The organism is Allosaccharopolyspora coralli (assembly GCF_009664835.1).
GTDB classification, from domain to species: domain Bacteria; phylum Actinomycetota; class Actinomycetes; order Mycobacteriales; family Pseudonocardiaceae; genus Allosaccharopolyspora; species Allosaccharopolyspora coralli.
On record NZ_CP045929.1, the window covers coordinates 3,127,112 to 3,151,498 of the forward strand.

A 24,387-nucleotide genomic window follows, 5' to 3' on the forward strand; every position below is an offset into this window, starting at 1 on the left:
ATGAGGCGCACGACCCTCGAGCACCCGCGTTCCCTCGATCCCGACCCCATCGTGCGCCCCGGGCGCATGTGCGGCATCGAGCAGCCTACGTTGACCAGCGATTCCGGTCTGCTGCTGCGTCCGTTTCGCAACGCCGACACCGGTACGGTCGTGCGCGCCTACCAGGACCCGGACGTGCGATTCTGGAACTTTCGCCGCATCGACGACGAGGCCGACGCCGCTCGATGGATCGAACACCAGCGCGAGGGCTGGGGCGCCGAGACCGTCGCGTCCTGGGCGATCGCGGACGGGACGACCCTTCTCGGACGCATCGCGTTGAACAACGTCAAGCTCACGTTCGGCATCGCCGAGGTCGGCTACTGGATGCTGCCCGAAGCACGCGGGCGCGGAGCAGCCGTCACCGCGTTGGCGATCGTGACCGAGTGGGCCCTCGGCGAGGTCGGCCTGCACCGGATCAGCCTCTACCACTCCGTCGCGAACGCCGCGTCCTGCCGGGTCGCCGAGAAAGCGGGCTACGTCCTGGACGGCACCGCCCGCAGCGCATGGCCGCATCCCGACGGCTGGCACGACATGCATCTGCACGGCGCGGTACGCACCGACCACTGAACCCGGGAGCGAACGGCACTTTCGCCCCGCCAGACGGAGCGAACGGCACTTTCGCCCCACCAGACGGAGCGAACGGCACTTTCGCCCCACCAGACGAAGCGAACGGCACTTTCGCCCCACCAGACGAAGCGAACGGCACACTCGCCCCACCAGACGGAGCGAAAGTGCCGTTCGCGCGTCAGCGGAGCGGGTCGAAGGGACGAAGCCGTGCCGGGCGAGAACCGGTGACGATCTGATCGCCGAGCATCCGCCCCGTCCACGGGCCCAACGTGAGCCCCCACATGCCGTGGCCGCCCGCCACGAACACCCCGGGCGCACGCGTCGCCCCGATCACGGGCAACCCGTCCGCCGAGACCGGCCGCGACCCCACCCAGTCGTCCTTTCGTTCCTCCCACGCCACGCCGGTGAGCAACGGCCGCGCCGAGCGAACGATGGCCTCCACCCGAGCCTCGTCCAGACTCGCGTCGGGCGAACGGAACTCCATCGTCCCTGCCACGCGCAGTCCGCCTCGATACGGCGTGCACGCCACTCGCGCAGCAGGCAGGTACACCGGGCCCGGCACCGGCTCGTCGGTCGGCACGGTGAACGAGTAGCCGCGCCCCGCCTGCACGCGGGTGCGCACTCCGAGCGGTTTCGCCAACCGAGGAAGCCACGCTCCGGTGGCCAGCACCACGGCGTCGGCCGCGACCAGGTCGCCGTCGGCCGACTCCACCGACACCCCGGCATCCTGGTGCACGACCGTGACCTCGAATCCTGACCGGACCTCACCGTCGCGCTCGCGCACCGAGCGGGCGAGCGCGCACACGAACGCGCCGGGATCGACGAAACGCTGACCCTCGATCCGCAGCACCGACTCGATCCGCGACGACAGCTGCGGAACACCGGCGTCCGAGGGTGCCGCCTCCCGGACCGTCACCTCCTGGCCGACGCGCGCCATCGACTCGAACTCGTGCCGCAGCGCGGCGAGGCTTTTCGCGTCGTCGAACGCGGCGGTGATCGGAGCCGCATTCGTCCTCGCCTCGACGCCACCGTCGGTCAGCACGTCGAACGCGTCGAGGGACTCCCCGTTGATCTCCGCGTACGCCCGCATCGCACGCTTCCACGCTCCGGGGGTGCAGCGACGGGCGAAGCCGACCAGAAACGCCCACAGCCCCGGATCCACCGTCGCCGGCACGTGCAACGGGGCGTCACGGTCGAGCAGCGCTCGCAGCCCGTAGCGCAGCACCGCCGGTTCCGGCAGCGGTGCCGTGAAGGCCGGGGACAGATAACCGGCGTTGCCCCACGAAGCGCCGGCCGCGACGTCGTCGCGGTCGACGACGACCACCTCGACACCGTGTTCCTGCAAGAACCACGCCGTGGACAGTCCCACGACGCCCGCACCCACGACCACGACCTTGCGCGGCGCACCCTTGTCCTGCACGACACCCTCCAGCCTCGATGGCGATCCGGTTACCTCGAGGGTGACCCTCCGCACGCCCCTGCGAACTGGTGAAAGCGCACAATTCCGCACCGATTCGTTGGCCGTGCCGCACTACGCTCAGTCGAGCGACGGTTCCCCCACCGCGAGCTCGATGATCATGGCGAGCCGACTGTTCGGGTCCTCGAGGTCGACCTCGGTGACCTCCGCCAGTTTGCGCATCCGGTACCGCACCGTGTTCGGGTGCACCTCCAGACGCGCCGCGGCAGCGGCGAGATCCCCCTGGCACTCCAGCCACGCACGTAACGTCTCGACGTACCGGGTACCCCGCTGCGCGTCGTGGCGACGCAACTCGACCACAGGTCCTCGCGTCGGTGCGCGCCCCACCTGCGCGACGTGCCGGAGCCGTCGCAACAACACCTCGTGCCACGCGTCGTCGTAGACCACCGCGGGACCGCCCCGGTCCGTGTGCACCGCCACGCTCTCGTCCGCCTCACGCCGGCTCGCGACCACCTCGCGCAAACCCGCGTTGCCACCGACCCCGACGAACAACGACACGTCGTCCGGCAACTCTCGGTCCAGGGAACGCACCCACGACAAGACCTTCGACACGTCCGGACCACCCGGCAGGATGGTGTAGACCGTGTCGGCGAACAAGGCGCTGCGCCCCGGCCGGGACCAGCCGAATCCGGTGGTCACGCGCTCGAACAACAGCAGCGGCGCGGCACTGCTCGGTTCCGACCGGGCCCGCATCGCCAAGACCCGAAACTGCTCCGCCGACAGCCCGAGCTGACTCGCGGCCGCCGGAGCGTCGCCCACCCCCTCGAGCAGGCCGATCACCAGGTCCGATTCGACCTGCCGTTCCAGGTCCGCGCTCGCCCTGGCCCGCAACATGTGCAGCGACGCGGTTCGGGCCGCCGCGGTCAACGCGGCCCGCGCCGCGTCGCCGAGAGGTCGCGCCGTCTCCACCCAGATCGACCCGAGCAGTTCGTGTCCCGCCCGCACCGCAGCCACCATCCGGCCGTCGAGCAGCGCATCCTGCTCAGCTGGCACGAACAGCGGCTCGTCCGACTGCGTCAGGTGCGTGAACACGCCACGTTCCGACAGGTGCCGCCGCACCGGTTCCGGAACGCGGCGTCCCAGGATCGTCTGCCAGCGGGCCTGATCCGCCCGTTCCTGACGTGCCGAGTACGCCAACACCCGCGACCGCTGGTCCTCGATGGTCACCGGCGCGGCCACGGCCTCGGCAACCGAATCGGCCAGTGCGAACAGGTCCGTGGGCCCACGCCCGACCTCGGTCTCCCGTCCGTCGAGCACGAGGCCGTACACGACACCCGTCACCTGGCCCCACGACACCGCCGGGTCGACCAGGACCAGCGCGACACCGCGCTCGTTCGCCGTCGCCACGGCGTCCTCGCCGAGCGCTTCGGCACGGCAGACCGCCACCGACGCCTGAGTACGGTCCACCAGCGAGACGACGTGCTCGGCGGAGTCCACGCCGACGCCGAGCACGACCTCGTCCGCGCCGCCGAACTCACCGGCGTCGTGTACCGCGACCCCGAGCAGTCGCACGGCCCGGCCGTGCGGGGCACAGACAAGCCGAGCGCCGTACCCGCCGAGCACGTTGATCAACCGGTCCAACGTGACCATCACGACCACGCTCCTCCGCGATCAGGCCCGGCGCTCGGCTCAGCCGCGGAGGACGGCGCCGTGGCGCTGCTTCGCGGTGCTCACCGCACGGTCGCGCGCCTCCGTGGCCTCGTCCTGCTTCAACGTCCGGTCCGGGGCCCGGAACCGCAACGCCATCGCGAGCGACTTCTTGCCATCGCCGACCTGCTGCCCGGTGAACACGTCGAACAACCGCACGTCCTCCAGCAGCTCACCGCCCCCGGAACGCACCGTCTCGACCAGGTCGGCCGACGGCACCGAGTCGTCGACGACCAGCGCCACGTCCATGAGCACCGGCGGGTACGCCGAGACCGCCGGGGCCGGACGGTGCTCGGTCAGCGGCAACGCGTCGAGGTCGAGTTCCACCGCACACGCCCGCTTCGGTAGTTCGAACGCCTCCACGACGGTCGGATGCAGCTCTCCTGCGTACCCGACGACGACGTCGCCTGCGAGCAGTTCCGCACACCGTCCGGGGTGCCACGGTTTCCGCTCGCCCTTGCGGACGGTCAGCTCCACGTTCGCGGCCCGCGCCACGGTCCGCGCGGCCTCGACCGCGTCCGACCAGTCCGCCTCGCGGCCCGTGCCCCACCAGCCCGCGCGTTCGCGCTGACCCACGAGAACGGCACCGACGTGGGTCGGCTGCTCGGGCAGTGACGCCTGCAGCGCGGCCAGCTCCTGCGCCGACGGCCGATCCGCGACACCGACGTCCGGCACCGCAGCCCGCTGCTCCGCAGGGAGCACCACCTGTCCGATGTGGAACACCCCGAGGTCACGTTGCCCCCGGGCGACGTTGCGCTGCACGGCCTCGATCAAGCCCGGCAGCAGCGTGGTCGCCATCAGCGCGCGATCAGACTCGAGCGGGTTCACCAGCGACACATCGCGCCTGCGTTCGTCGTCCTCGGTGAGACCGAGCTTGCCGAGCTCCTCCGTGCCGGTGAACGGGAACGGCAGCACCTCCACGTAGCCGTCGTGGGCCAGCGCCCGCGAGACGGCCCTCTTCCGCCGCTGAGCGGGTGTCAGCCCACGTCCCGCGGGCGCCGGCGGGAGCACGGATGGGATCGTGTGATATCCCTCGAGCCGCAACACTTCCTCGACGAGGTCGGCAGGCTGGCCCAGGTCCGGCCGCCAGCTCGGCGGGCTCGCTGTGACAAGGCCGATCCCGCTGTCGGAGGTGCTCACCTCGATGCGGCATCCGATCTGGGTCAGTCGCCGCGCCGTGACGCCACGCTCGTAGCGCACGCCCGCGACCTTGTCCGGCAACGCGAGCGGCATCGTCACCGGCGGCGGCGCGGACCACTCGCCCACGTCGGTGCGTCCCGGTTCGATCGTCGCCTCGCCGTAGCGGACGAGCAGCTGCGCAGCCAGTTCCGCCGCCGCAGGCGCGACGGCCGGGTCGACCGTGCGCTCGAAACGCTTGCCCGCCTCGCTCGGCAACTTGTGCCTGCGCAGCATGCGGGCGATCGTCTTCGGATCCCAGTTCGCCGCTTCCAGCAACACGTCGGTGGTGCCGTCGCCGATCTCGGTCGTGGCACCACCCATCACGCCGGCCAGCGACACCGGGCCGGAGTCGTCGCAAATGACGATGTCGTCCGGATCCAGACTCCGCTGCACGTCGTCCAGAGTGGTCAGTTTCTCGCCCGGTGCGGCACGGCGGACGGTAACCCCGCCCGAGAGTTTCGTGGCGTCCCAGGCGTGCAACGGCTGACCGAGTTCGAGCATGACGTAGTTCGTGACGTCGACCGCCAGCGAGATCGACCGGATCCCGGCCAGCGACAACCGCCGCCGCATCCACCACGGCGTCGGGGACGTCGGGTCCACGCCGGACACCCGGCGGAACACGAACCGGCTGCACGCACTCGGATCGTCGATCCGCACCGGGCGGGACTCGCGTTCGTCCTCGGGCACCGGGCGGTTTCCCGGGTCGCCGAACGGGACGTCGAACGCGTTCGAGAGCTCCCGCGCCAACCCGCGCACCGAGAAGCAGTAGCCCCTGTCGGGCGTGACGGCCAGCTCGATCACGGTGTCGTCGAGTCCGAGCAGCTCGGCGGCTTCCGTCCCGGGATCGGCCGATCCCGGCGGCAGCACCAGAATGCCCTCGTGGTCGTCGCCGAGCCCGAGCTCGCGCATCGAGCAGATCATGCCCTCGCTCATGCGACCGTAGGTCTTGCGCGCGCCGATCTCGAAACCGCCCGGCAGCACCGCACCCGGCAACGCCGTCACGACGAGGTCGCCCTCGGCGAAGTTCGTCGCGCCGCAGACGATGCCCTGCAGGTGCTGCTCGCCCGTGTCGTCCTCGCCGACCTCGACGCGGCAGAACCGGATCGGTTTCTTGAACTCGGTGAGCTCCTCGACCTCGGCGACCCGGCCGACCACCAGCGGCCCGTCGACCGGCGTCAGCGGGGTGAGGTCCTCGACTTCCAAGCCGATCCGGACGAACGCGTCCGCCACGGCCTCGGCGGTCGTGTCCTCCGGCAGCTCCAGGTGCTCGGCCAACCAGGAAACAGGGATCCGCACGGGGTCAAGCCCTTCTCTCGAACGAACGGGTGTCAGGCGCCACGGGCGCTCAGGAGTCGATGCCGAACGGCGCGGTGAACCGCACGTCACCCTCGACCATGTCCCGCATGTCGGGGATGCCGTTGCGGAACTGCAGGGTGCGTTCCGCGCCCATGCCGAACGCGAAACCGGAATACACCTCCGGGTCGAGCCCGCAGGCACGCAGCACGTTCGGGTTGACCATGCCGCAGCCGCCCCACTCGACCCATCCGGCACCGCCCTTCTTCTGCGGGAACCAGACGTCGGCCTCCGCGGACGGCTCGGTGAACGGGAAGAACGACGGGCGCAGCCGCACCGACGCCTCGTCGCCGAACATCGCGCGCGCGAAGGCGTCCAGCGTGCCCTTGAGGTGCGCCATCGTCAGACCCTCGTCGACGGCGAGGCCCTCGATCTGGTGGAAGACCGGGGTGTGCGTCGCATCGAGCTCGTCGGTGCGGAAGGTGCGGCCAGGACACACCACGTACACCGGCAGCTCGCGGTTCAGCAGACTCCGGATCTGCACCGGCGAGGTGTGCGTGCGCAACACCAGACCCGAGTCCCGCGGCGCCACGTAGAACGTGTCCTGCATGGTTCGGGCCGGGTGGTCCTTGCCGAAGTTGAGCGCGTCGAAGTTGAACCACTCCGTCTCCAGCTCCGGGCCCTCGGCGACCTCCCAGCCCATCGCGACGAAGGTGTCGCCGATCTGCTCGGTGAGCTGCGTGATCGGGTGTCGCGCCCCGGCAGGCACCCGGTTGCCCGGCAACGTGACGTCCACGGATTCCTCGACCAGGACCTTCTCGTCCCGCTCGGCCTGCAGCTGCGCGCGACGCGTGTCGTAGGCGGACTGGATCGACTCGCGCGCGTGGTTCACCCGCTTCCCGGCGTCCGAGCGTGCCTTCGGGGGCAGCGCGCCGATCTCCCGGCGGGCGGTGAGCAGCGGGGACCGCTCCCCCAGATGTGCGGGTTTGACCTTCGCCAACTCGTCGAGGTCGGCCGCCTCCTCGAACGCCTTGCCCGCCGCCACCACGGCTTCCTCGAGCGTCTCCGGCGCGAGCGCGGCGACCTCCTTCGGGTCGTACGAGTCGTTCGCTGCGGACATCGTCGGTGCGTCACTCCCGTTCTCGGCGGCATCTCAGACTCGACGGCTCCGCCGACCTGCCTGAAAGCCGACCTGCCTGAAATGGGTGTCAGTCGAGTCTAAGCGATCGCGGCAACGAGATACCGCACAGCATCGTCCAGGCGTGTTCGCGGCACGTCACCCACGCACCCCACCCGGTTCGCGTTGCTCGCGCGCGGAGGCGTACAAGCACACTGCCGCCGCCGTGGCGAGGTTGAGACTTTCGGCCTGCCCGTAGATCGGAACGCGCACCGTGCTGTCGAGCCTGGCGACCAGCTCGTCCGGGAGCCCGTGGGCCTCAGATCCGAACACCCATGCCGTCGGCCTCCCCAGCAGCGCGCGCGCCTCGGACGCGGCCAGATCGTGCGCTGCGTGGCCGTCGGCTCCGAGCGGACTCAGTCCGGCGTCGCGGCAGGCGGCCAGCACCGAGTCGACGTCCCGCTCGCGCGCGATCGGCAGGTGGAAGAGGCTGCCCGTCGACGCCCGCACCGCCTTGCCGTTGAACGGGTCGACGCTGTCCCCTGCGAAGACGACCGCGCCGGCGCCGGCAGCGTCGGCGACACGGAGCACCGTGCCCGCGTTGCCCGGATCGGTGATGCCCACCAGCACCGCGACCAGCGGCGGGCGGACAGCCAGCGCCGCGCTCACCGGGACGTCGAGACGGTCGCACACGGTGACCACGCCCTGCGGGGTCACCGTCTCCGACAGCGAAGCCGCCGCCCGCTCGGTCACCTCGTGCACCCGCACGTCGCCGTCGAGCAGGTCGGCGACGAGCTCCGGCTGCCGTTCGGCGAAGGCCGCGGTGGTGAACGCCTCCCGCAGTCCCGCCGTACCGGCACGATGCGCGACCAACGCCTCCCGCACGGCCTGGGCGCCCTCGGCGAGGAACGCCCCCGCCTTCTCGCGACCCGCGCGGCGGGTCAGCTTCCGAGCGACGACGACCCGGGCCGAGCGCTCCGTCAACGGAGCGGCCTCGGTCCCGGGTCGTCGGGCCGAACCTCGTGCGGTGCTCAGGCCACGCCTTCCGGCAGGTTCTCGCGCGCCACGTCGCACAGCGCGGTGAACGCCTGCGGGTCGCGCACCGCCATGTCGGCGAGGACCTTGCGGTCCACCTCGACACCGGCGGCCTTCATTCCCTGAACGAAACGGTTGTAGCTGAGCCCGTTCTGCCGGGTCGCGGCGTTGATACGGGTGATCCACAACTTCCGGAACTCGCCCTTGCGGGCGCGACGGTCCCGGTAGTTGTAGGTCATCGAGTGGAGCATCTGCTCCTTGGCCTTGCGGTACAGCCGGGAGCGCTGACCGCGGTAACCGCTGGCCGAATCGAGAATCATCCGGCGCTTCTTCTGGGCGTTCACTGCCCGCTTGACGCGTGCCACGGGTTCCGTCCTGTTGGTCTGTCGGGGGCGGTCGTGCCGCCCGGAGATGGGCTGGAAGCGGAGGTGAGCGCGTGGCTCACCAGCGGGTCAGCGACCCAGCAGCCGCTTGACGCGGGCGACGTCGTTCTTGGCCACCGTCTCGGTGCCCTCGAGACGACGGGTGACGCGGCTGGACTTCTTCTCCAGGATGTGGCGGCGTCCCGCCTGCTCGCGGCGGAGCTTGCCCTTGCCGGTCACGCGAAAACGCTTCTTGGTTCCGCTGTGCGTCTTGTTCTTCGGCATTCTCGTCCTCGTTCCGTGCTCGCCCGGCCTGCGACGGGCCAGGATCGTCCGGCGGGTGACGCCGTGCGACGCCACCCTCCTGTCGTGCTGCTTACGCGGTGGCCTTGGACTTGCTCTTGTTCGTCTTGTGCGGAGCCAACACCATGATCATGTTGCGGCCGTCCTGCTTCGGGTTCGCCTCGATGAACCCCAGGTCGGCGACGTCGTCGGCCAGCCGTTGCAGCAGTCGGAATCCCAGCTCGGGACGGGACTGCTCACGACCACGGAACATGATCGTCACCTTGACCTTGTGACCCTGCCCGAGGAAGCGGCTCACGTGGCCCTTCTTCGTCTCGTAGTCGTGCGGGTCGATCTTCGGCCGGAGCTTCTGCTCCTTGATGACGGTCTGCTGCTGGTTCTTCCGCGACTCGCGAGCCTTCTGCGCGCTCTCGTACTTGAACTTGCCGTAGTCCATGAGCTTGCAGACCGGCGGGCGCGCCTGCGGGGCGACCTCGACAAGGTCCAGATCCGCTTCCTGCGCCAGGCGCAACGCGTCCTCGATGCGGACGATGCCGACCTGTTCGCCGTTCGGTCCGACCAAGCGGACCTCGGGCACGCGGATGCGGTCGTTGATGCGCGTGTCGGAGCTGATGGGGCCTCCTCGGTTCGATCCGGTTCACTGCTGCACCGCGGCGTGTGAAGCTCACCCCTGCGCACGCAAGCAGTCCCGCAACCCGAAGGATCGCGGGACCCTACTCCGACCGATCGAACCGGCGCCCGTGACGGGCGTCCCTGTCGCCCACGACCACGCCGTCGGCGAAGACCGGAACCCGGCGACCTCGGAATCGGTCACGCGGGTGGGAGCGGGGCTCCACTTTGCCGCCCCCGGCAAGGCGGGGGCTGGTCACGCATGCGAGGGTACCAGGCGTGACCGAGCAGCATTCCCACCCGGGCCAGGACACTTCGTCGAACGCCGGTTCCGACCTGCCCGACGGGGTGGACCCCGACGCGATGAGCAGCATGGACACCGACGTCAACGTCCGCGAGATGGTGGATGTTCCCAGCGTCGAGGTGATCAGCCGGGCGGCGGTCATGCTCATGTCGTCGGCCGCAGAGAAACTCGGACTCGCCGACGACGAGCCGGAGCACTCGGCCACTCGCGACCTGGACGAAGCACGGCGTCTGATCACCGCGCTCGCCGGTCTGGTCACCGCCTCCGTCGAATACCTCGGTGCGCACGCCGGTCCGATCCGCGACGGGCTGCAGAGCCTGCAGCGCGCCTTCCGAGAGACCTCCGCCGTTCCGGACCCGCCGGGACAGGGCCCCGGCGAAAAGTACACCGGTCCGGTGCACTGAGCCGATGACGGAGGCCACCGCGCCCCTGGACCGCGCGGCGGTGCGAGCACTGCGGGACGAGAAGCTGGACTGGCGGTTCCGGTCGATCCCGGAACGCGCCTTCGGGATGACCACCGGCGAGTTCCTGGCCACGGGCCCGTCGCTCACGGAGTTCCTCGGCCCGGTCCTCACGCTCGACGAGCCGGCGCTCGACCACAACCTGCGCACCATGGCCGAGTGGTGTGCGCAGCGCGGCGTTCTCCTGGCGCCGCACGGAAAGACGACGATGGCGCCGCGGCTGTTCGAGCGGCAGCTTGACCACGGGGCGTGGGGCATCACGGCCGCGACGGCTGGCCAGCTCCGCGTCTACCGGGCGTTCGGCCTCCGCCGGGTGTTGCTGGCGAATCAGCTCGTGGACCCGCAGGCGCTGCGGTGGCTTTCCGGTGAGCTCGACGCCGATCCCGGCTTCGACTGCGCCTGCTGGGTCGACTCGCTGCGCGGGGTGCGGCTGATGGACGAGGCGCTCACCGGGCGACGGCCGCTGGACGTGCTCGTCGAACTCGGCGCCCCGGGAGGTCGTACCGGCGCACGCGGCGTGGAAGAGTCCGTGGAGATCGCCCGAGCGGTCGCGGCCAGCCCGAAGCTGCGGCTCGTCGGTGTGGCCGGCTACGAAGCGGCGATCGCTCGGTCCACCGACCCGAGCGCATTGGAGACGGTGGACGCGTACCTCGGTGACGTGCGGGAACTGGCCCTCCGGCTCGATCACGACGACCTGTTCGAGACCGAGCACGTTCTCGTCAGCTGCGGCGGCAGTTCCTACTTCGATCAGGTCACCGACGCGCTCACGACCGACTGGCCGACGCGACGCGAGGTCTTTCCGGTCCTGCGCAGCGGTGCGTATCTCACCCACGACGACGGTCTGTACCGCGGGATGTCGCCGCTGGGACGCGAACACCGGCTGACCGGCGCCGAATCCCCGTTCCAGTCGGCGATGCGGATCTGGGCGCAGATCACCTCGCACCCCGAACCGACACTGGCGCTGGCCACGATGGGACGCCGCGACGTCTCCTTCGACGCGGGACTGCCTGAACCCCAGGTGGTGTGTGCCGACGAGGGAACCGCCCCGCTGACGGGATGCCGGGTCACCGCGCTGGCCGACCAGCACGCGTTCCTCGACGTTCCCGCCGATAGCGGCCTCCGCGTCGGCGACCGGATCGGTTTCGGCCTCTCCCACCCGTGCACGGTGTTCGACCGCTGGTCGCTGATCCCGCTCGTCCGCGACGACGAAGTCGTCGACCTGATCCGCACGTTCTTTTGAGGGGGCGTTTCAGGGGGTGTTGCTTGGTGGCGGAACCCCAGCTCCCTCCTCGCTGCGGGATCGGTTTCTCGAGTAGCCACCTACGCAACGAAACCGCTGTCCTCGCGAGGAGAGCGCTGAGAACCCGCCGGTGGTCCGGCTGCGTACGTGGTTGAACGCTCAGCGGCTCCGCCGCTGACACGACACGACCCCGACTCGTACTGCAACCACCCACGCGCGGCCTCTCACATGGATTTCCCGGAGCTCTCCGCCGGACGGGTGTCGGCGGTGGCGGAGCGTACGACTGATCGGACTCCTCGAGCGCCATTCGGGCGAACCTGTGAGTACGGTCACGTCCGATCGTTCCCGAGATCGTTGCTCGAAGCACGGGTGCATTGCCTGCCCGGTTGTCCCCAGCTCCGAGGAACAGGACCAGAACCATGCGCCGATGCCGCTTCGCGTTCACGATCGTCTGCGCCGCCGCTCTCGCGTTCACCGCACCCGCGAGCGCTGCCGCCGTCCCCGCCGCCGAGCACGACCCGGTGATCTTCGTCCACGGCTGGAACGGGTCCAGCTGGAACTGGGACGCCATGAAGGCCGACTTCGAGAACAACGGGTACAGCAGCGACGAGCTGCACGCGTGGGACTACGACACCGCGCAGTCGAACGAGATCACCGCCGAGGAGTTCGCGGGCTACGTGGACGAGGTGCTCGCGAGCACAGGCGCATCGCAGGTCGACGTGGTGACGCACTCGATGGGCGGGCTCAACACGCGCTGGTACCTCAGTTTCCTCGACGGCACCAGCAAGGTCGACGACTGGGTCTCGCTCGGCGGCCCGAACCACGGGACCACGTCCGCCGAAGGCTGTGGCGACGACTCCTGCGCGGACATGCGACCGGGCTCGGAGTTCCTCACCCAGCTCAACGAGGGTGACGAGACTCCGGGCGACACGAGCTACGCGACCTGGTGGTCGCCGTGCGACGGGGTGGTGTACCCGGCGGAGAGCACGGTGCTCGACGGGGCGGAGAACACCGAACTCGCCTGCGTGAGCCACCTCGGGCTGCTCGCCAATCACGAGGTGATGGAGGGCGTCCGGGCGTTCGTCGCCTGACCCCCGCACCGGGCCCCGGTCGCTCAGAAGGCATGTGGTTCTCGGCGCGTACTCCCTGGTACGCGAGAGGACCCCAACGCCGCGAGGCGCGAACTGGGACGGCAGCACCGGACCACACACCCAGTTCCACAATGCCCGCTCAGCCTTCCGCGAGTACCGGGGCCAGGTACCGGCCGGTGTAGCTGGTCTCCACGGCCGCGACCTGCTCCGGTGTCCCCTCCGCGACGAGCTCGCCGCCGCCCGATCCCCCTTCCGGGCCGAGGTCGAGCAGCCAATCGGCGGTCTTGATGACGTCGAGGTTGTGCTCGATGATCACCACCGTGTTGCCCTTGTCGACGAGCCCGTTGACGACCCCGAGCAGCTTGCGGATGTCCTCGAAATGCAGGCCGGTGGTGGGCTCGTCCAGGACGTAGACCGTCTGACCGGTGGATCGTTTCTGCAGCTCACTGGCGAGCTTGACGCGCTGCGCCTCGCCACCGGAGAGCGTCGGCGCCGGTTGTCCGAGCCGCACGTACCCGAGCCCGACGTCGACCAGCGTCTTGAGGTGCCGGTGGATCGCGGTGATCGGCTCGAAGAACTCGGTGGCCTCCTCGATCGGCATGTCGAGGACCTCGGCGATGGTCTTGCCCTTGTAGTGCACCTCGAGGGTTTCGCGGTTGTAGCGGGCCCCGCCGCACACCTCGCACGGCACGTACACGTCCGGGAGGAAGTTCATCTCGATCTTCAGCGTGCCGTCGCCCGCACACGCCTCGCACCGGCCGCCCTTGACGTTGAACGAGAACCGGCCCGGCTGGTACCCGCGAACCTTCGCCTCGGTCGTGGCGGCGAACAGCTTGCGAATCCGGTCGAACACGCCCGTGTAGGTCGCCGGGTTCGACCGCGGTGTGCGGCCGATCGGTGACTGGTCGACCTGCACCAGCTTGTCGACGTTGCTCAGCCCGTTGACCCGGGTGTGCCTGCCGGGCACGGTCCGCGCACCGTTGACCTTGTTCGCCAGTACCGCCGCGAAGATGTCGTTGACCAGCGTCGACTTGCCGGAGCCCGACACGCCGGTGACGCCGATGAGGCAGCCCAGCGGGAACGCCACGTCCATCTTGCGCAGGTTGTGCTCGCGCGCCCCGACCACGGTCAGTTGGCGTTTCGGGTCCCGCTTGCGGCGCTGGGTCGGCGTCGGGATGTGCTTGCGCCGTGCCAGGTAGGCGCCGGTGAGTGACTCGCTGTTGTCGAGCAGCTCCTTGTACGGCCCGCTGTGCACGACCCGGCCACCGTGTTCCCCGGCACCGGGGCCGATGTCGACGACCCAGTCGGCGCTGCGCACCGTGTCCTCGTCGTGTTCGACGACGATCAACGTGTTGCCCAGGTCACGCAGCCGGGACAGCGTCTCCAGCAGCCGGTGGTTGTCGCGCTGGTGCAGGCCGATCGAGGGTTCGTCCAGGACGTAGAGCACTCCCACCAGGCCGGAGCCGATCTGCGTGGCGAGCCGGATGCGCTGGGCCTCTCCCCCGGAGAGAGTGCCCGCGGCGCGGTCCAGCGACAGGTAGTCGAGGCCGACGTCGAGCAGGAAGCCCAACCGAGCTTGGACCTCCTTGAGCACCCGTCCGGCGATCATCTCCTCCCGCGTGCCCAGGACGAGGTGCTGGAGGAACTCCGAACACTCGCGGACACTCAGGGCGCTGACCTCGGCGATGGAGTAGTCGCCGTGCTCGGCGTTCTCCATGGTCACCGCGAGGATCTCGGGCTTGAGGCGGGTGCCGTCGCAGGCCGGGCACGGCACGTCCCGCATGTAGCCCTCGTACTTCTCGCGCGCGTAGTCCGATTCGGTCTGCTCCATCCGCCGTTCGAGGAACGGAATGACGCCTTCGTAGCTGGCGTAATAGGAGCGCTGCCGCCCGTAGCGGTTGCGGTACCGGACGTGCACCTGGTCCGAGGTGCCGTGCAGGACGGCCTTTTTGACCTTCGTGGGCAGCTTCGACCACGGAGTGTCCATCCGGAAGCCGATCGACTCGGCCAGGGAGGTGAGCAGCCGGGTGAAGTAGTCGGCGGTCTGCCCGCCCGCCCACGGCGCGATGGCACCCTCACCGAGCGAGAGGTCCTCGTCCGGCACCACCAGCTCCGGGTCGACCTCCTTGCGGTTGCCCAGACCGGCGCACTCCGGGCACGCGCCGTAGGGCGAGTTGAACGAGAACGAGCGGGGTTCCAGCTCGTCGACGCCGAACGGGTGGCCGTTCGGGCAGGCGAGGTTCTCGGAGAACCGGCGCTCCCGGTGCGGGTCGTGCTCGTCGGTGTCGACGAACTCCAGCACCACGAGGCCGTCGGCGAGCCGCAGCGCGGTCTCGACCGAGTCGGTGAGGCGCTGCTTGGCGTTCGCCTTGACCGTGAGGCGGTCGACCACGACGTCGACGTCGTGCTTCTCCTGCTTCTTCAGTTTGGGCGGGTCCTCGAGCTTGTGCACCGCCCCGTCGATCCGGGCGCGCGCGTAGCCCTGGGACTGCAACTGCTCGAACAGGTCGACGTACTCGCCCTTGCGGCCGCGGATCACCGGTGCGAGCACCTGGAACCGGGTCCGCTCCTGCATCGCCAACACCTGGTCGACGATCTGCTGCGGGGTCTGCTTGCTGATGTGCTCACCACAGACCGGGCAGTGCGGTTTGCCCGCGCGCGCGTAGAGCAGACGCAGGTAGTCCGAGACCTCGGTGATCGTGCCAACCGTCGAGCGGGGGTTGCGGCTGGTCGACTTCTGGTCGATCGAGACCGCGGGCGAGAGTCCCTCGATGAAGTCCACGTCCGGCTTGTCCATCTGGCCGAGGAACTGGCGCGCGTACGCCGACAGCGACTCGACGTAGCGACGCTGGCCCTCGGCGAAGATCGTGTCGAAGGCCAGGCTCGACTTGCCGGAACCGGACAGGCCGGTGAACGCGATCAGGCTGTCCCTGGGCAGGTCCAGGTCGATCCCGCGGAGGTTGTGCTCACGGGCGCCGCGGACGACGAGGCGGTCGGCCACTGTGATCCCTTCGGACGGTGTCGAGTGCGTGCGGTGGGTCGAATGCGTGCGGCGAACCGGACCCGGCGGCGAGCGCGATCCGGGCCGGAGCACGAGCGCAGCTCACCGAACAATGCTATTCCGGGGTACCGACAATGCTCGCGCGCCATGGTGTCCGTACCCGCCCACAGCTCGCTGACCGGCGACGACCATGCGGCAGACTCACGCGCGCGAGGTGCGGAGGCCGTGTCCAACGTACGCCTCACGCGACGGCCTCGACCAGGATCGTGCGCGTCACACGATCCTGGTGGAGGCCGTTACGCTCGTCGCGTGGAGCTACAGAACTACACCGGACACGTCGAACCAGGCGGCGCCGCCGCCACCCGCTCGCTGGACGCGGTGGTGATCACGAAGCTGTCGGTGGGCCCGATGGACAACAACGCCTACCTGCTGACCTGCCGCACGACCGGGGACGCGCTGCTGATCGACGCCGCCGCCGAGTCCGACCGGCTCACCGACCTGCTCGGGCACGACGCGTTGCGGCCTCGCCTACGCACGATCGTCACGACCCACCAGCACCAGGACCATTGGCAGGCATTGGGGTCCGTCGCGGGCCAGACCGGCTGCTACACCCTCGCCCACCCGGAGGACGCGCGCCCGCTGCCGGTGCCGCCCGACCGTCTCGTGGAGCACGGTGACACCGTCGAGGTCGGGAACCTGAGCCTCGAGGTGATCCACCTGCGCGGCCACACGCCCGGGTCGATCGCGCTGCTCTACCGCGACCCGAACGGTCGCCCTCACCTGTTCACCGGCGACTCGCTGTTCCCCGGCGGCCCGGGCAAGACCGGCTCCCCCGAAGCGTTCACGAGCCTCATGGACGATCTGGAGTCCCGCGTGTTCGCCGAACTCCCGGACGACACGTGGTTCTACCCAGGCCACGGCGACGACTCCACCCTCGGTGAGCAACGCCCGAAGCTCGCCGAATGGCGCACTCGCGGCTGGTGATTCCCCCCGCGTCCTGTGGGGCGAACGGCACTTTCGCCCCACAGGACGAGGCGAGAGTGCCGTTCGCCGCATCGGCTGATCGCGGACGATAATCTCGACGGATGAGCGAGTCACAGCAGTCCGGCCCGTCGGAGAACCCGCCGGTCACCAAGACAGGGGCGCCAGATCCGGAGCTGGGCGCCGAAAGCTCGGCACGCGGCCCCTTGCATTCGCTCCTCAACGGGATCCGGGTGCTCGAAGCGTTCTCCGTGAGCGATCCGATGCTCGGCGTCAACGAGATCGCGCGGCGCGTCGACCTGCACAAGAGCACCGCGTCCCGGATCCTGGCCACGCTCCAGCAGGTCGACCTGGTCGAGCGGGACGACAACAGCGGCCGGTACCGGCTGGGGCTGGGTGTCATCGGACTGGCGGGGCCACTGCTGGCGCACCTCGACGTCCGCAGCGTCACGTACCCCGCCCTGGAGGAGCTCGTCCAGCTCACCGGCGAGACCGCCGCCCTGAGCGTCTGGAGCGGGCACGAGTCCATCGTCGTCGAACAGGTCCCGAGCCCGAAGCTGGTCAAACACACGACTCCCCTCGGCGCCCGCTTCTCCAAGGCCACCAGCGCGACCGTGCAGGTCTTCCTCGCCGAGCGGACCGAGACCGAGATCCATCGACTGATCCGGCAGGGCCTCGTCTCGGCCATCACCGGGACCGAGGACGACATCACGCGTCTGCTGGAGAAGTTGCGGACGACCTACGAGCGGGGCTACGCGCTCAACGACGGAGACACCGACCCGGAGGAACTGTCCGTCTCCGCCCCGATTCGCGATCACCGGTCCACTGTGGTCGCCGCGGTGCTGTTGTCGGTTCCCCGGTCACGTTCGACCCCATTGCTGGTCGAGGACTACATCCGCCGGGTGCGGGAAGCAGCCGACCAGGTGTCGGCGCGACTCGGTGCACTGCGCAGGACCGCACAGGACAGGCCTGCCCACGAACCGGAGTCCCGCACGACGTGACCGTGGCGGTCGCCGACGAAACCCGTCGGCGACCGCCACGCCGGATCGCACGGTGCGGCTCGCTCGATCCCGTCGCGTTACACGGTTGCCCGCTGCGCGCGGAGCTCGTCGGTGGCAGCCGTGTCCACACTCATCGTGCCGGTGTCGATCACGACGCCGTAGTCCCGGCGGGCGAGCTCCACAGTGGTGAGTTCGTCGAGGAAGTCCTCGAGCACCTTGCCCGGCTCGCGGGTGTACGGATCCCCGTAGCCTCCGGAGTTCGGCACCGTGATCTCCACGCAGTCGCCCGCCTTCAAGGGGCGCGCGTTCACCTTCGACGGCCAGTTCTCCTCGGACGCACTTCCGGGGTTCTTGACCAGCGATGCGTTCGCACCGTCGTGGCCGCCGAAGACACCCCACGGCACGTCGGACTCGTGGCGCTCACCCTCGCACGTGACCACCGTGTCGACGAGGAAGCGGTTGACCCGAACCATGCCGACGCCGCCTCGCGTGCGGCCGGCCGCGCACGGCTCGCTCCGCAACTCGTAGCGGTCCGTGCGCATCGGGAACCGCCATTCCAGCTCCTCGATCGGGTTGTTGCGGGTGTTTGCGATCAGGCAGTCGACCGAGTCCAGCCCGTCGCGTTCCGGCCTGCCGCCGTAGGAGCCTTCGTTGACCTCCAGGTAGACCCAGTATTCGCCGCGTTCTTCCTCCCACCCGGAGTACGACATGAAGTGCAGGTGGGCGGAGTTGCCCGCGGTCACCTGATCCGGCAGCACCGGGGAGAGGGCTCGCAGCGCGAGATCCACGGCGCGCTGGACCTGGCAGAAGCGCGCGAAGCACGCCCTCGGGTAGCGCGGGTTGAAGATCGACCCCTCGGGAGCGATGACCGACACCGGACGCAACATACCCTCGTTCTGGGGAACGAAGGTCGGATGCGCCACCTCGTCCAGGAAGATCATGCGCGTGATGAAGGCGAACGCCGACATCGTCGTTCCCTCGAAGGGACAGTTGTAGGCCGACGGCACCTCGTCGCTCGAACCCGTGAGGTCGTAGGTGATCTCGTCACCCTCGATGATCACCTTGACCTTGACCGGAAGCTTCTCGCCCGGGTTGACGCCGTCGTCGTCGAGGTAGCCGGTCTCGGTCTCGTAGACACCGTCCGGGACCTTCGCGATCTCGGCACGCAACATGCGCTCCGAATAGGACAGCCACGAGCCGCCCGCCTCCAGCACCGTGTCCTTGCCGTACCGGCCCACCAGCGTCAGGAAACGCCGTGTCGCCAGGTCGCACGCGGCGATCATCGCCTCGATGTCGCCTTCGTTCTGGGTGGGCGTCCGGGTGTTGGTCAGGATGTGCTGCATCAGCTTGTCCTGACGCACGCCGCGATCGCTGATCTTGATCGCGCGGAAGATCTGGCCTTCGGCCTGGTTGTCCACCAGGTCGATCGCCAGCCCCGGGTAGGCACCGCCGATGTCGAGCAGCTGGCCGGAAGCACCGGCGAACCCGACGAGTTCGCCACGCCAGAAGATCGGGGTGACGACAGCGACGTCCGGTGAGTGCGTGGCGCCCATGTACGGGTCGTTGTGCAGAATGACGTCACCCTCGTGGATGTCGTCGGCGAGTTCCTCGATCACGCCTCGCACGATCTTGGGCATCGCACCCATGAACATGGGCGTCGAGTCCGACTCCGCCAGGACGTTGCCCTGGGCGTCGAAGATCCCGGCGCCGAGATCCTCCGACTCGCGGATGATCGACGAGTACGCCATCCGGAACAGGACGCTGGCCATCTCCTTGGCGATGGAGGTGAAGGCGCCGCCGATCACCCGCATCAGGATCGGTGCCGCGAGATCGTCGGCGGCGTCGGATTCCGCGGGCGCCGAGCTGTCGGGTTCGGGGCAGGCGATCACGATGTTGCCGAACGAATCCAGCGACGCGACGAATCCGGGCGGAACCACGGTGGTCGTGTCGTACTGCTCGATGACCGCGGGACCGACGATCTCGTGGCCGTTCTCGAGCCGCTGCCGGTCGTAGAACGGGGTCTTCTCGGTGACCGCGCGCCCACCGGAGTCGAAGACCACGTCGCGACGGTCGATCTCGGCGGCACTCACGTCCTGAGTGTTGGGGGGCAGGGTCGGCAGGTCCAACGGCTCGATGCGTCCGATGCCGACGACGCGGATGTTGACCAGTTCCACCTCGGCACCCGCGAACCGGTGGCCGTACTCCGCCTCGTGCGCCTCGTGGAACGCCTCTTGCAGCCGGTCCACCCAGGACTCGTCGATGTCCCCGTGGGGCACCTCGAACCGAACCTCGTACCCCTGGCCCTCGCACCGACATTCGGCGAGCCGTTGCACGACGCGGTGGTGCTGTTCGACGCCGTCGCGCTCGAGCCGGCCCATCGCCTGCTCGGTGAGTTCTCCGTAGCGTTTGGCGAGCAACGAAAGGTCCATCGTGGACACTGTGTGCCGCTCGGTCGCGACGAACTCGTGTTTGTGGTCGGTCGCGAGCAGACCGGTGGCGGCGATGATGCCCGGGTTCGCAGGAACGAGCACGCGCGGGATGTTGAGCTCCGCGGCGATCTCGGCGGCGAACAGCGGTCCGGCGCCACCGCCGGCCACCAAGGTGAAATCGCGCGGATCGTAGCCGCGACGCACCGAACTGAGCTCGATGGCCTGCGTCATCCCGAACTTCTGGACCTGGACCGCGCCGATCGCGGCGTCCTCGACGGACATGCCGAGTTCGTCGGCGATCGGCGAGAACGCCTGTCGCGCCGCATCGACGTTCAACCGCATGCCACCGCCTGCGAGACCCTGGTCTCCCCGCATGCGCCCCAGAACGACTTGCGCGTCGGTGGCGGTGGCCTGAGTCCCGCCACGCCCGTAACAAGCGGGCCCCGGGTCGGCACCCGCGGACTGCGGACCGACCCGGTACACGCCGCCTTCGTCGACGTAGGCGAGCGAACCACCGCCGGCGCCGATGGTGTCGATGTCCACCATCGGCACCATCGCCTGGTAGTCGCCGACCTTCGTGTCGAGCAGGTGGCGCATCCGCATCTCGCCGTCGACCGCCACGCCGATGTCGGCCGAAGTTCCCCCGATGTCGAGAGTGACGACGTTGCTGCGCTCGGCGAGCGACCCTGCCCAGATGCCGCCGGTCAAGCCGGCGACCGGACCCGACATCAGCAGGTTGACCGGGTGGTCCGCCGCGGTCTCGATCGGAATCATGCCCCCGGAGGACTGCATGATGAGCACCTCGCGGTGAAAGCCCCTCGACGTCAACTCGGTCGCGAGATGCCGCAGGTACCCGGACACGCGGGGTCCGACGTAGGCGTTGAGCGCCGTGGTCGAGAACCGCTCGAACTCCCGGTACAGCGGCACGACTTCACTGGAGATCGACAGGTAGCAGTCCGGGTACTCCTCGTGGACGATCTCCTTGATGCGGCGCTCGTGCGTGTCGTTGAGATACGAGTGCAGCAGGCACACGGCGATGGCGTCCACACCGGCCTCCCGCAGGTTTCGCACTCGTTCGCGCACCTCGTCCTCGTCGAGCGCGGTGAGCACTTCGCCGTCCGGGGCGGTCACGCGCTCCGCGACGGTCACCCGGTTCCGTCGCTTGACCAGCGGGAGGGACTGCCAGGACAGGTCCTGCTGCAACGAGAAGTTGTGCGGTTTCTTGTGTCTGCCGATGTGCAGCACGTCGCGGAAGCCTTCGGTGGTGATCAGGCCGACGTCGGCACCGGTGTGGGTCAACGCGATGTTGGTGGCCACCGTCGTGCCGTGCAGGAGCTGATCCACTTCGTCCAGCCGCACGTCCGCTTTGACGCACAGCGCCTCAAGGCCGTCCAGAACGGCCCGCGACGGATCCGACGGGGTCGAGGGCACCTTTTCCACCACGACGCGGCCGGATTCCTCGTCGAGGAAGTACAGGTCGGTGAACGTCCCACCGACGTCGACGCCGATTCGCTTCATCACTCCATCTCCTTGGCACTGGTCGGAGACCGCGGCCCGATCTCGCGGTGACGCACGCACGGATCGGCCGGGCCACGAGGCGAAGGTGTGAGCCAGATCATCACCCGAGCTATCTGGCAACATAGATGCCTCATGCGCAACGGTCAATGCGTCAGAACCGACAGCGACGCTGCTGAACGATCCAGCGTTGGTCGGAAACCAGACCACACGCCCCCCGGTCATGCAATGAAAGAGGTCACCATCACGAGCAGAGAATTCTCGGGAGCCGCCGACTCGGGAACCTCAGAAGTCGTCTTATGTGCAACGCGGTTGCGCTTTTGGCGACACTCGTGCACGCTCTGGAGACCGAGCGAACCCGGCCACCCCGTGCGCAGAGTGCGTCGCTCACAGCAGTAGGTGAACCGCGGGCCACCGAGAAGGGACCCGCGAGACGTGGGTATCCACCCTGAGCCGCGCCGGGTGACGCCACCGGTTGTCGACCGAGACGCATGGCGAAAGGAATCATCGTGTCGCAAGAACTGCAGAAGCTGCTGGACCAGACCTTCTCCACGGACACCGCCGAGTACCAGAAGCGCGGATTCCAACGCCGGATCGGCTACGGCTCGCGTCCGGCGATCGTTCACATCGACCTGGCGAACGCGTGGACCCGACCCGGTCACGCGTTCACCTGCGACAACATGGACGTCATCATCCCGGCGTGCCAGGACCTCAACCGTTCGGCCCGCGCCAAGGGCGTGCCCATCGTCTACACCACGACCGCCTACGAGGTGACCGACTCCGGACAACCGTCCGACATGGGGCTGTGGGCGAGCAAGATCCCGCTCGAGACCCTGACCGTGGGCGACCCCAGCGTCGACATCGACGACCGCATCGCGCCCGAGTCCGGCGACCTGGTCATCACGAAGAAGCGGGCGAGCGGCTTCCACGGCACCAACCTCGCCTCGTTCCTGACCTCCAACCGGATCGACACGATCATCGTCACCGGCGTGACGATGGCGGGCTGCGTCCGGCACACCGTCGAGGACGGCATCGCCGAAGGGTTCCGGCCGATCGTCGTCGAGGAAGCCGTCGGCGACCGCGTGGACGGCGTCGTGGCATGGAACCTCTTCGACATCAACGCGAAGTTCGGCGACGTCGAGCCGCTCAGCAACGTCGTCAAGTACCTCGACAACCTGCCGAAGTTCTCCGAGACCACCGCCTCCTGACCCTCTCGGCGAACCGTCCCGGTTCCGGAGCCGACCACGCACCCGGGGGTCGGTTCCGGAAACCCATCGCGAGCCCGTCACCGGCTTCGGTCGCGACGGGCCCTCAGCACCGGCGGATCGAGCGGGAGCGCGCCGCCGCGAACCAGTGGGAGTGGTGCATGACCTTCCAGCACGATCCGGTCACCGACCGGGCCACCTTGCGCAAAGTGACCCGAGCCGCCGTCGCGGGGACCGTCATCGAGTGGTTCGACTTCGCGGTCTACGGCTTCCTCGCGCACACCCTGTCCGTCAAGTTCTTCCCGGCCGACAACGAGCTCGTCGGACTGCTCCAGACCTTCGCGGTCTTCGCCGTCGCGTTCGCGCTCCGGCCGCTCGGCGGGGCCTTCTTCGGTGTGCTCGGCGATCGCATCGGCCGAAAGCGGACGCTGGCCCTCACCGTGATCGTCATGTCGGCGGCCACCACCGCGATCGGACTGCTGCCCACCTACGCCGCCGTCGGGATCGCCGCTCCGCTGATGCTCACGGTCGCGCGTTGCCTGCAAGGGTTCTCCGCGGGTGGTGAGTACGCAGGCGCCTGCACGTACCTCGTCGAACACTGCCCGCCGAACCGGCGTGCTCGTTACGCGAGCCTGCTGCCCGCTGCCACGTTCGGATCGTTCGCGCTCGCCGCGCTCGTGGCCTACTCGTTGACCGCGGGCCTGTCCGAGAGCCAGATGAGCGAGTGGGGTTGGCGGGTCCCGTTCCTGCTCGCCGCACCGCTCGGACTCGTCGGCTTCTACATCCGCCGGCGGCTGGACGAGAGCCCGGTGTTCCAAGAGGTCCAGAACGACGACGAAACCCCGACCTCCTCGCTGGCCACCACGGTGCGCACGCAGGCGTCCGCGATGCTGCGGCTCGGCGGCGTAGTCATCGCCACCGCGTTGTCGTTCTACATGTTCTCGACGTACATGACGACGTTCCTGCACACAGTGGTCGGCATGGACGAGGGCAGGGTTCTGCTGTCCAATGTGGTCGCTTTGGTCTTCGCCACCCTGCTGGCTCCCGTCGCCGGTCGCTTCACCGACCGCGTCGGACGTCGCCGGGCACTGTTCGCCGCATGCGGCGCACTCGTCGTACTCGCCGTCCCCGGTTTTCTCGTGGCGGGCACCGGCGGGCTCGCGGGCGCGGTGGGCGGTCAGCTCATGCTGGCGCTGGGGACGGTCACGGTGAACGTGGTGACGGCGGTCCTGCTCGCCGAACTGTTCCCCACCGACGTCCGGTACACCGCCTCGGCGATCACCTACAACGTGGCCTACGCCGTGTTCGGCGGAACGGCCCCGTTCATGGCGACCTTGCTCCTCGCGCTCACCGGCAGTGACTTCGCCCCTGCGGTCTATCTCGCGCTCGTCGCCGCGGTCGCCCTCGGAGCCTCGGCACTGCTCCCGGAAACCGCCGGGCAGCCTCTGACCGGAAGGAAGGAACGCGAACCGCTCCCCTCGCACTGACCACGAACGGCGCGAACGGCACTGTCACCTCGTGAGACGGGGCG

18 protein-coding genes are annotated in these 24,387 nt (G+C 69.1%); 8 read left to right on the forward strand and 10 right to left on the reverse strand.

Annotation, left to right across the window (positions count from 1 at the left end; genetic code table 11):
- Positions 1-606, forward strand: a complete 606-nt coding sequence (locus GIY23_RS14685) for a GNAT family N-acetyltransferase (RefSeq protein WP_187351888.1) — start codon at positions 1-3, stop codon at positions 604-606.
- A gap of 178 nt (positions 607-784) precedes the next feature.
- Here the strand turns inward: GIY23_RS14685 and GIY23_RS14690 are convergent, their stop codons facing one another.
- The 8 genes from GIY23_RS14690 to infC form a co-directional block, all read right to left on the reverse strand.
- Positions 785-2,026 (reverse strand): NAD(P)/FAD-dependent oxidoreductase, encoded by a 1,242-nt coding sequence (locus GIY23_RS14690; RefSeq protein WP_154077177.1) that lies wholly within the window; start codon positions 2,024-2,026, stop codon positions 785-787.
- Between the two features lie 117 nt (positions 2,027-2,143).
- Positions 2,144-3,673 carry a PucR family transcriptional regulator gene (locus tag GIY23_RS14695; RefSeq protein ID WP_154078863.1) on the reverse strand — a complete coding sequence of 510 codons (1,530 nt, stop codon included), beginning with the start codon at positions 3,671-3,673 and terminating at the stop codon, positions 2,144-2,146.
- Between the two features lie 39 nt (positions 3,674-3,712).
- Entirely contained in the window at positions 3,713-6,205 is a 2,493-nt protein-coding gene (pheT, locus tag GIY23_RS14700) for a phenylalanine--tRNA ligase subunit beta (RefSeq protein ID WP_154077178.1), read from the reverse strand.
- Positions 6,206-6,254: 49 nt separating this feature from the next.
- Positions 6,255-7,322, reverse strand: a complete 1,068-nt coding sequence (pheS, locus tag GIY23_RS14705; protein WP_154077179.1) for a phenylalanine--tRNA ligase subunit alpha — start codon at positions 7,320-7,322, stop codon at positions 6,255-6,257.
- Between the two features lie 156 nt (positions 7,323-7,478).
- Positions 7,479-8,303, reverse strand: a complete 825-nt coding sequence (locus GIY23_RS14710) for a TrmH family RNA methyltransferase (protein ID WP_228717305.1) — start codon at positions 8,301-8,303, stop codon at positions 7,479-7,481.
- Positions 8,304-8,350: 47 nt separating this feature from the next.
- Positions 8,351-8,719 (reverse strand): 50S ribosomal protein L20, encoded by a 369-nt coding sequence (gene rplT, locus GIY23_RS14715; protein ID WP_154077180.1) that lies wholly within the window; start codon positions 8,717-8,719, stop codon positions 8,351-8,353.
- Positions 8,720-8,806: 87 nt separating this feature from the next.
- Positions 8,807-9,001 (reverse strand): 50S ribosomal protein L35, encoded by a 195-nt coding sequence (gene rpmI / locus GIY23_RS14720; protein ID WP_154077181.1) that lies wholly within the window; start codon positions 8,999-9,001, stop codon positions 8,807-8,809.
- 91 nt (positions 9,002-9,092) lie between these two features.
- Complete coding sequence (gene infC / locus GIY23_RS14725) at positions 9,093-9,632, reverse strand: translation initiation factor IF-3 (RefSeq protein ID WP_154077182.1); 540 nt, start codon at positions 9,630-9,632, stop codon at positions 9,093-9,095.
- A 359-nt stretch (positions 9,633-9,991) separates the two neighbouring features.
- Here infC and GIY23_RS14730 point away from each other — a divergent pair, with 359 nt between their 5' ends.
- The 3 genes from GIY23_RS14730 to GIY23_RS14740 all read left to right on the forward strand — a co-directional run bounded on the left by GIY23_RS14730 (position 9,992) and on the right by GIY23_RS14740 (position 12,724).
- The gene (locus GIY23_RS14730; protein WP_187352172.1) at positions 9,992-10,336 is read left to right on the forward strand and encodes a DUF1844 domain-containing protein; all 345 of its coding nucleotides are present in this window, start codon (positions 9,992-9,994) and stop codon (positions 10,334-10,336) included.
- 4 nt (positions 10,337-10,340) lie between these two features.
- A complete protein-coding gene (locus GIY23_RS14735; RefSeq protein WP_154077183.1) occupies positions 10,341-11,633 on the forward strand; it encodes an amino acid deaminase in 1,293 nt (430 codons plus the stop codon).
- 419 nt (positions 11,634-12,052) lie between these two features.
- On the forward strand, positions 12,053-12,724 hold the full coding sequence (locus tag GIY23_RS14740; protein WP_154077184.1) for an esterase/lipase family protein: 672 nt from the start codon (positions 12,053-12,055) through the stop codon (positions 12,722-12,724).
- A 139-nt stretch (positions 12,725-12,863) separates the two neighbouring features.
- On the opposite strand, the gene uvrA is transcribed toward GIY23_RS14740, so the two are convergent.
- On the reverse strand, positions 12,864-15,725 hold the full coding sequence (gene uvrA / locus GIY23_RS14745; RefSeq protein ID WP_154077185.1) for an excinuclease ABC subunit UvrA: 2,862 nt from the start codon (positions 15,723-15,725) through the stop codon (positions 12,864-12,866).
- Positions 15,726-16,034: 309 nt separating this feature from the next.
- Between uvrA and GIY23_RS14750 the strand changes: the two genes are divergently transcribed.
- Entirely contained in the window at positions 16,035-16,709 is a 675-nt protein-coding gene (locus GIY23_RS14750) for an MBL fold metallo-hydrolase (RefSeq protein WP_154077186.1), read from the forward strand.
- Positions 16,710-16,810: 101 nt separating this feature from the next.
- Complete coding sequence (locus GIY23_RS14755; RefSeq protein WP_154077187.1) at positions 16,811-17,707, forward strand: IclR family transcriptional regulator; 897 nt, start codon at positions 16,811-16,813, stop codon at positions 17,705-17,707.
- Between the two features lie 77 nt (positions 17,708-17,784).
- On the opposite strand, the gene GIY23_RS14760 is transcribed toward GIY23_RS14755, so the two are convergent.
- Positions 17,785-21,861, reverse strand: a complete 4,077-nt coding sequence (locus tag GIY23_RS14760; RefSeq protein ID WP_222850167.1) for a hydantoinase B/oxoprolinase family protein — start codon at positions 21,859-21,861, stop codon at positions 17,785-17,787.
- A 299-nt stretch (positions 21,862-22,160) separates the two neighbouring features.
- Between GIY23_RS14760 and GIY23_RS14765 the strand changes: the two genes are divergently transcribed.
- Positions 22,161-22,859 carry an isochorismatase family protein gene (locus tag GIY23_RS14765; protein ID WP_222850168.1) on the forward strand — a complete coding sequence of 233 codons (699 nt, stop codon included), beginning with the start codon at positions 22,161-22,163 and terminating at the stop codon, positions 22,857-22,859.
- Between the two features lie 158 nt (positions 22,860-23,017).
- Positions 23,018-24,343 (forward strand): MFS transporter, encoded by a 1,326-nt coding sequence (locus tag GIY23_RS14770; RefSeq protein ID WP_154077189.1) that lies wholly within the window; start codon positions 23,018-23,020, stop codon positions 24,341-24,343.
- The last annotated feature ends 44 nt before the right edge of the window (positions 24,344-24,387 follow it).

Excerpts from the sequence above, each read along its gene's own strand:
- GIY23_RS14695 (WP_154078863.1), bottom strand. The coding sequence starts at position 3,673 with ATGGTCACGTTGGACCGGTTGATCAACGTGCTCGGCGGGTACGGCGCT.
- GIY23_RS14755 (WP_154077187.1), top strand. The coding sequence starts at position 16,811 with ATGAGCGAGTCACAGCAGTCCGGCCCGTCGGAGAACCCGCCGGTCACC.
- pheS (WP_154077179.1), bottom strand. The coding sequence starts at position 7,322 with ATGTCCGCAGCGAACGACTCGTACGACCCGAAGGAGGTCGCCGCGCTC.
- GIY23_RS14770 (WP_154077189.1), top strand. The coding sequence starts at position 23,018 with ATGACCTTCCAGCACGATCCGGTCACCGACCGGGCCACCTTGCGCAAA.
- GIY23_RS14730 (WP_187352172.1), top strand. The coding sequence starts at position 9,992 with ATGAGCAGCATGGACACCGACGTCAACGTCCGCGAGATGGTGGATGTT.
- GIY23_RS14685 (WP_187351888.1), top strand. The coding sequence starts at position 1 with ATGAGGCGCACGACCCTCGAGCACCCGCGTTCCCTCGATCCCGACCCC.
- GIY23_RS14740 (WP_154077184.1), top strand. The coding sequence starts at position 12,053 with ATGCGCCGATGCCGCTTCGCGTTCACGATCGTCTGCGCCGCCGCTCTC.
- rpmI (WP_154077181.1), bottom strand. The coding sequence starts at position 9,001 with ATGCCGAAGAACAAGACGCACAGCGGAACCAAGAAGCGTTTTCGCGTG.
- GIY23_RS14735 (WP_154077183.1), top strand. The coding sequence starts at position 10,341 with ATGACGGAGGCCACCGCGCCCCTGGACCGCGCGGCGGTGCGAGCACTG.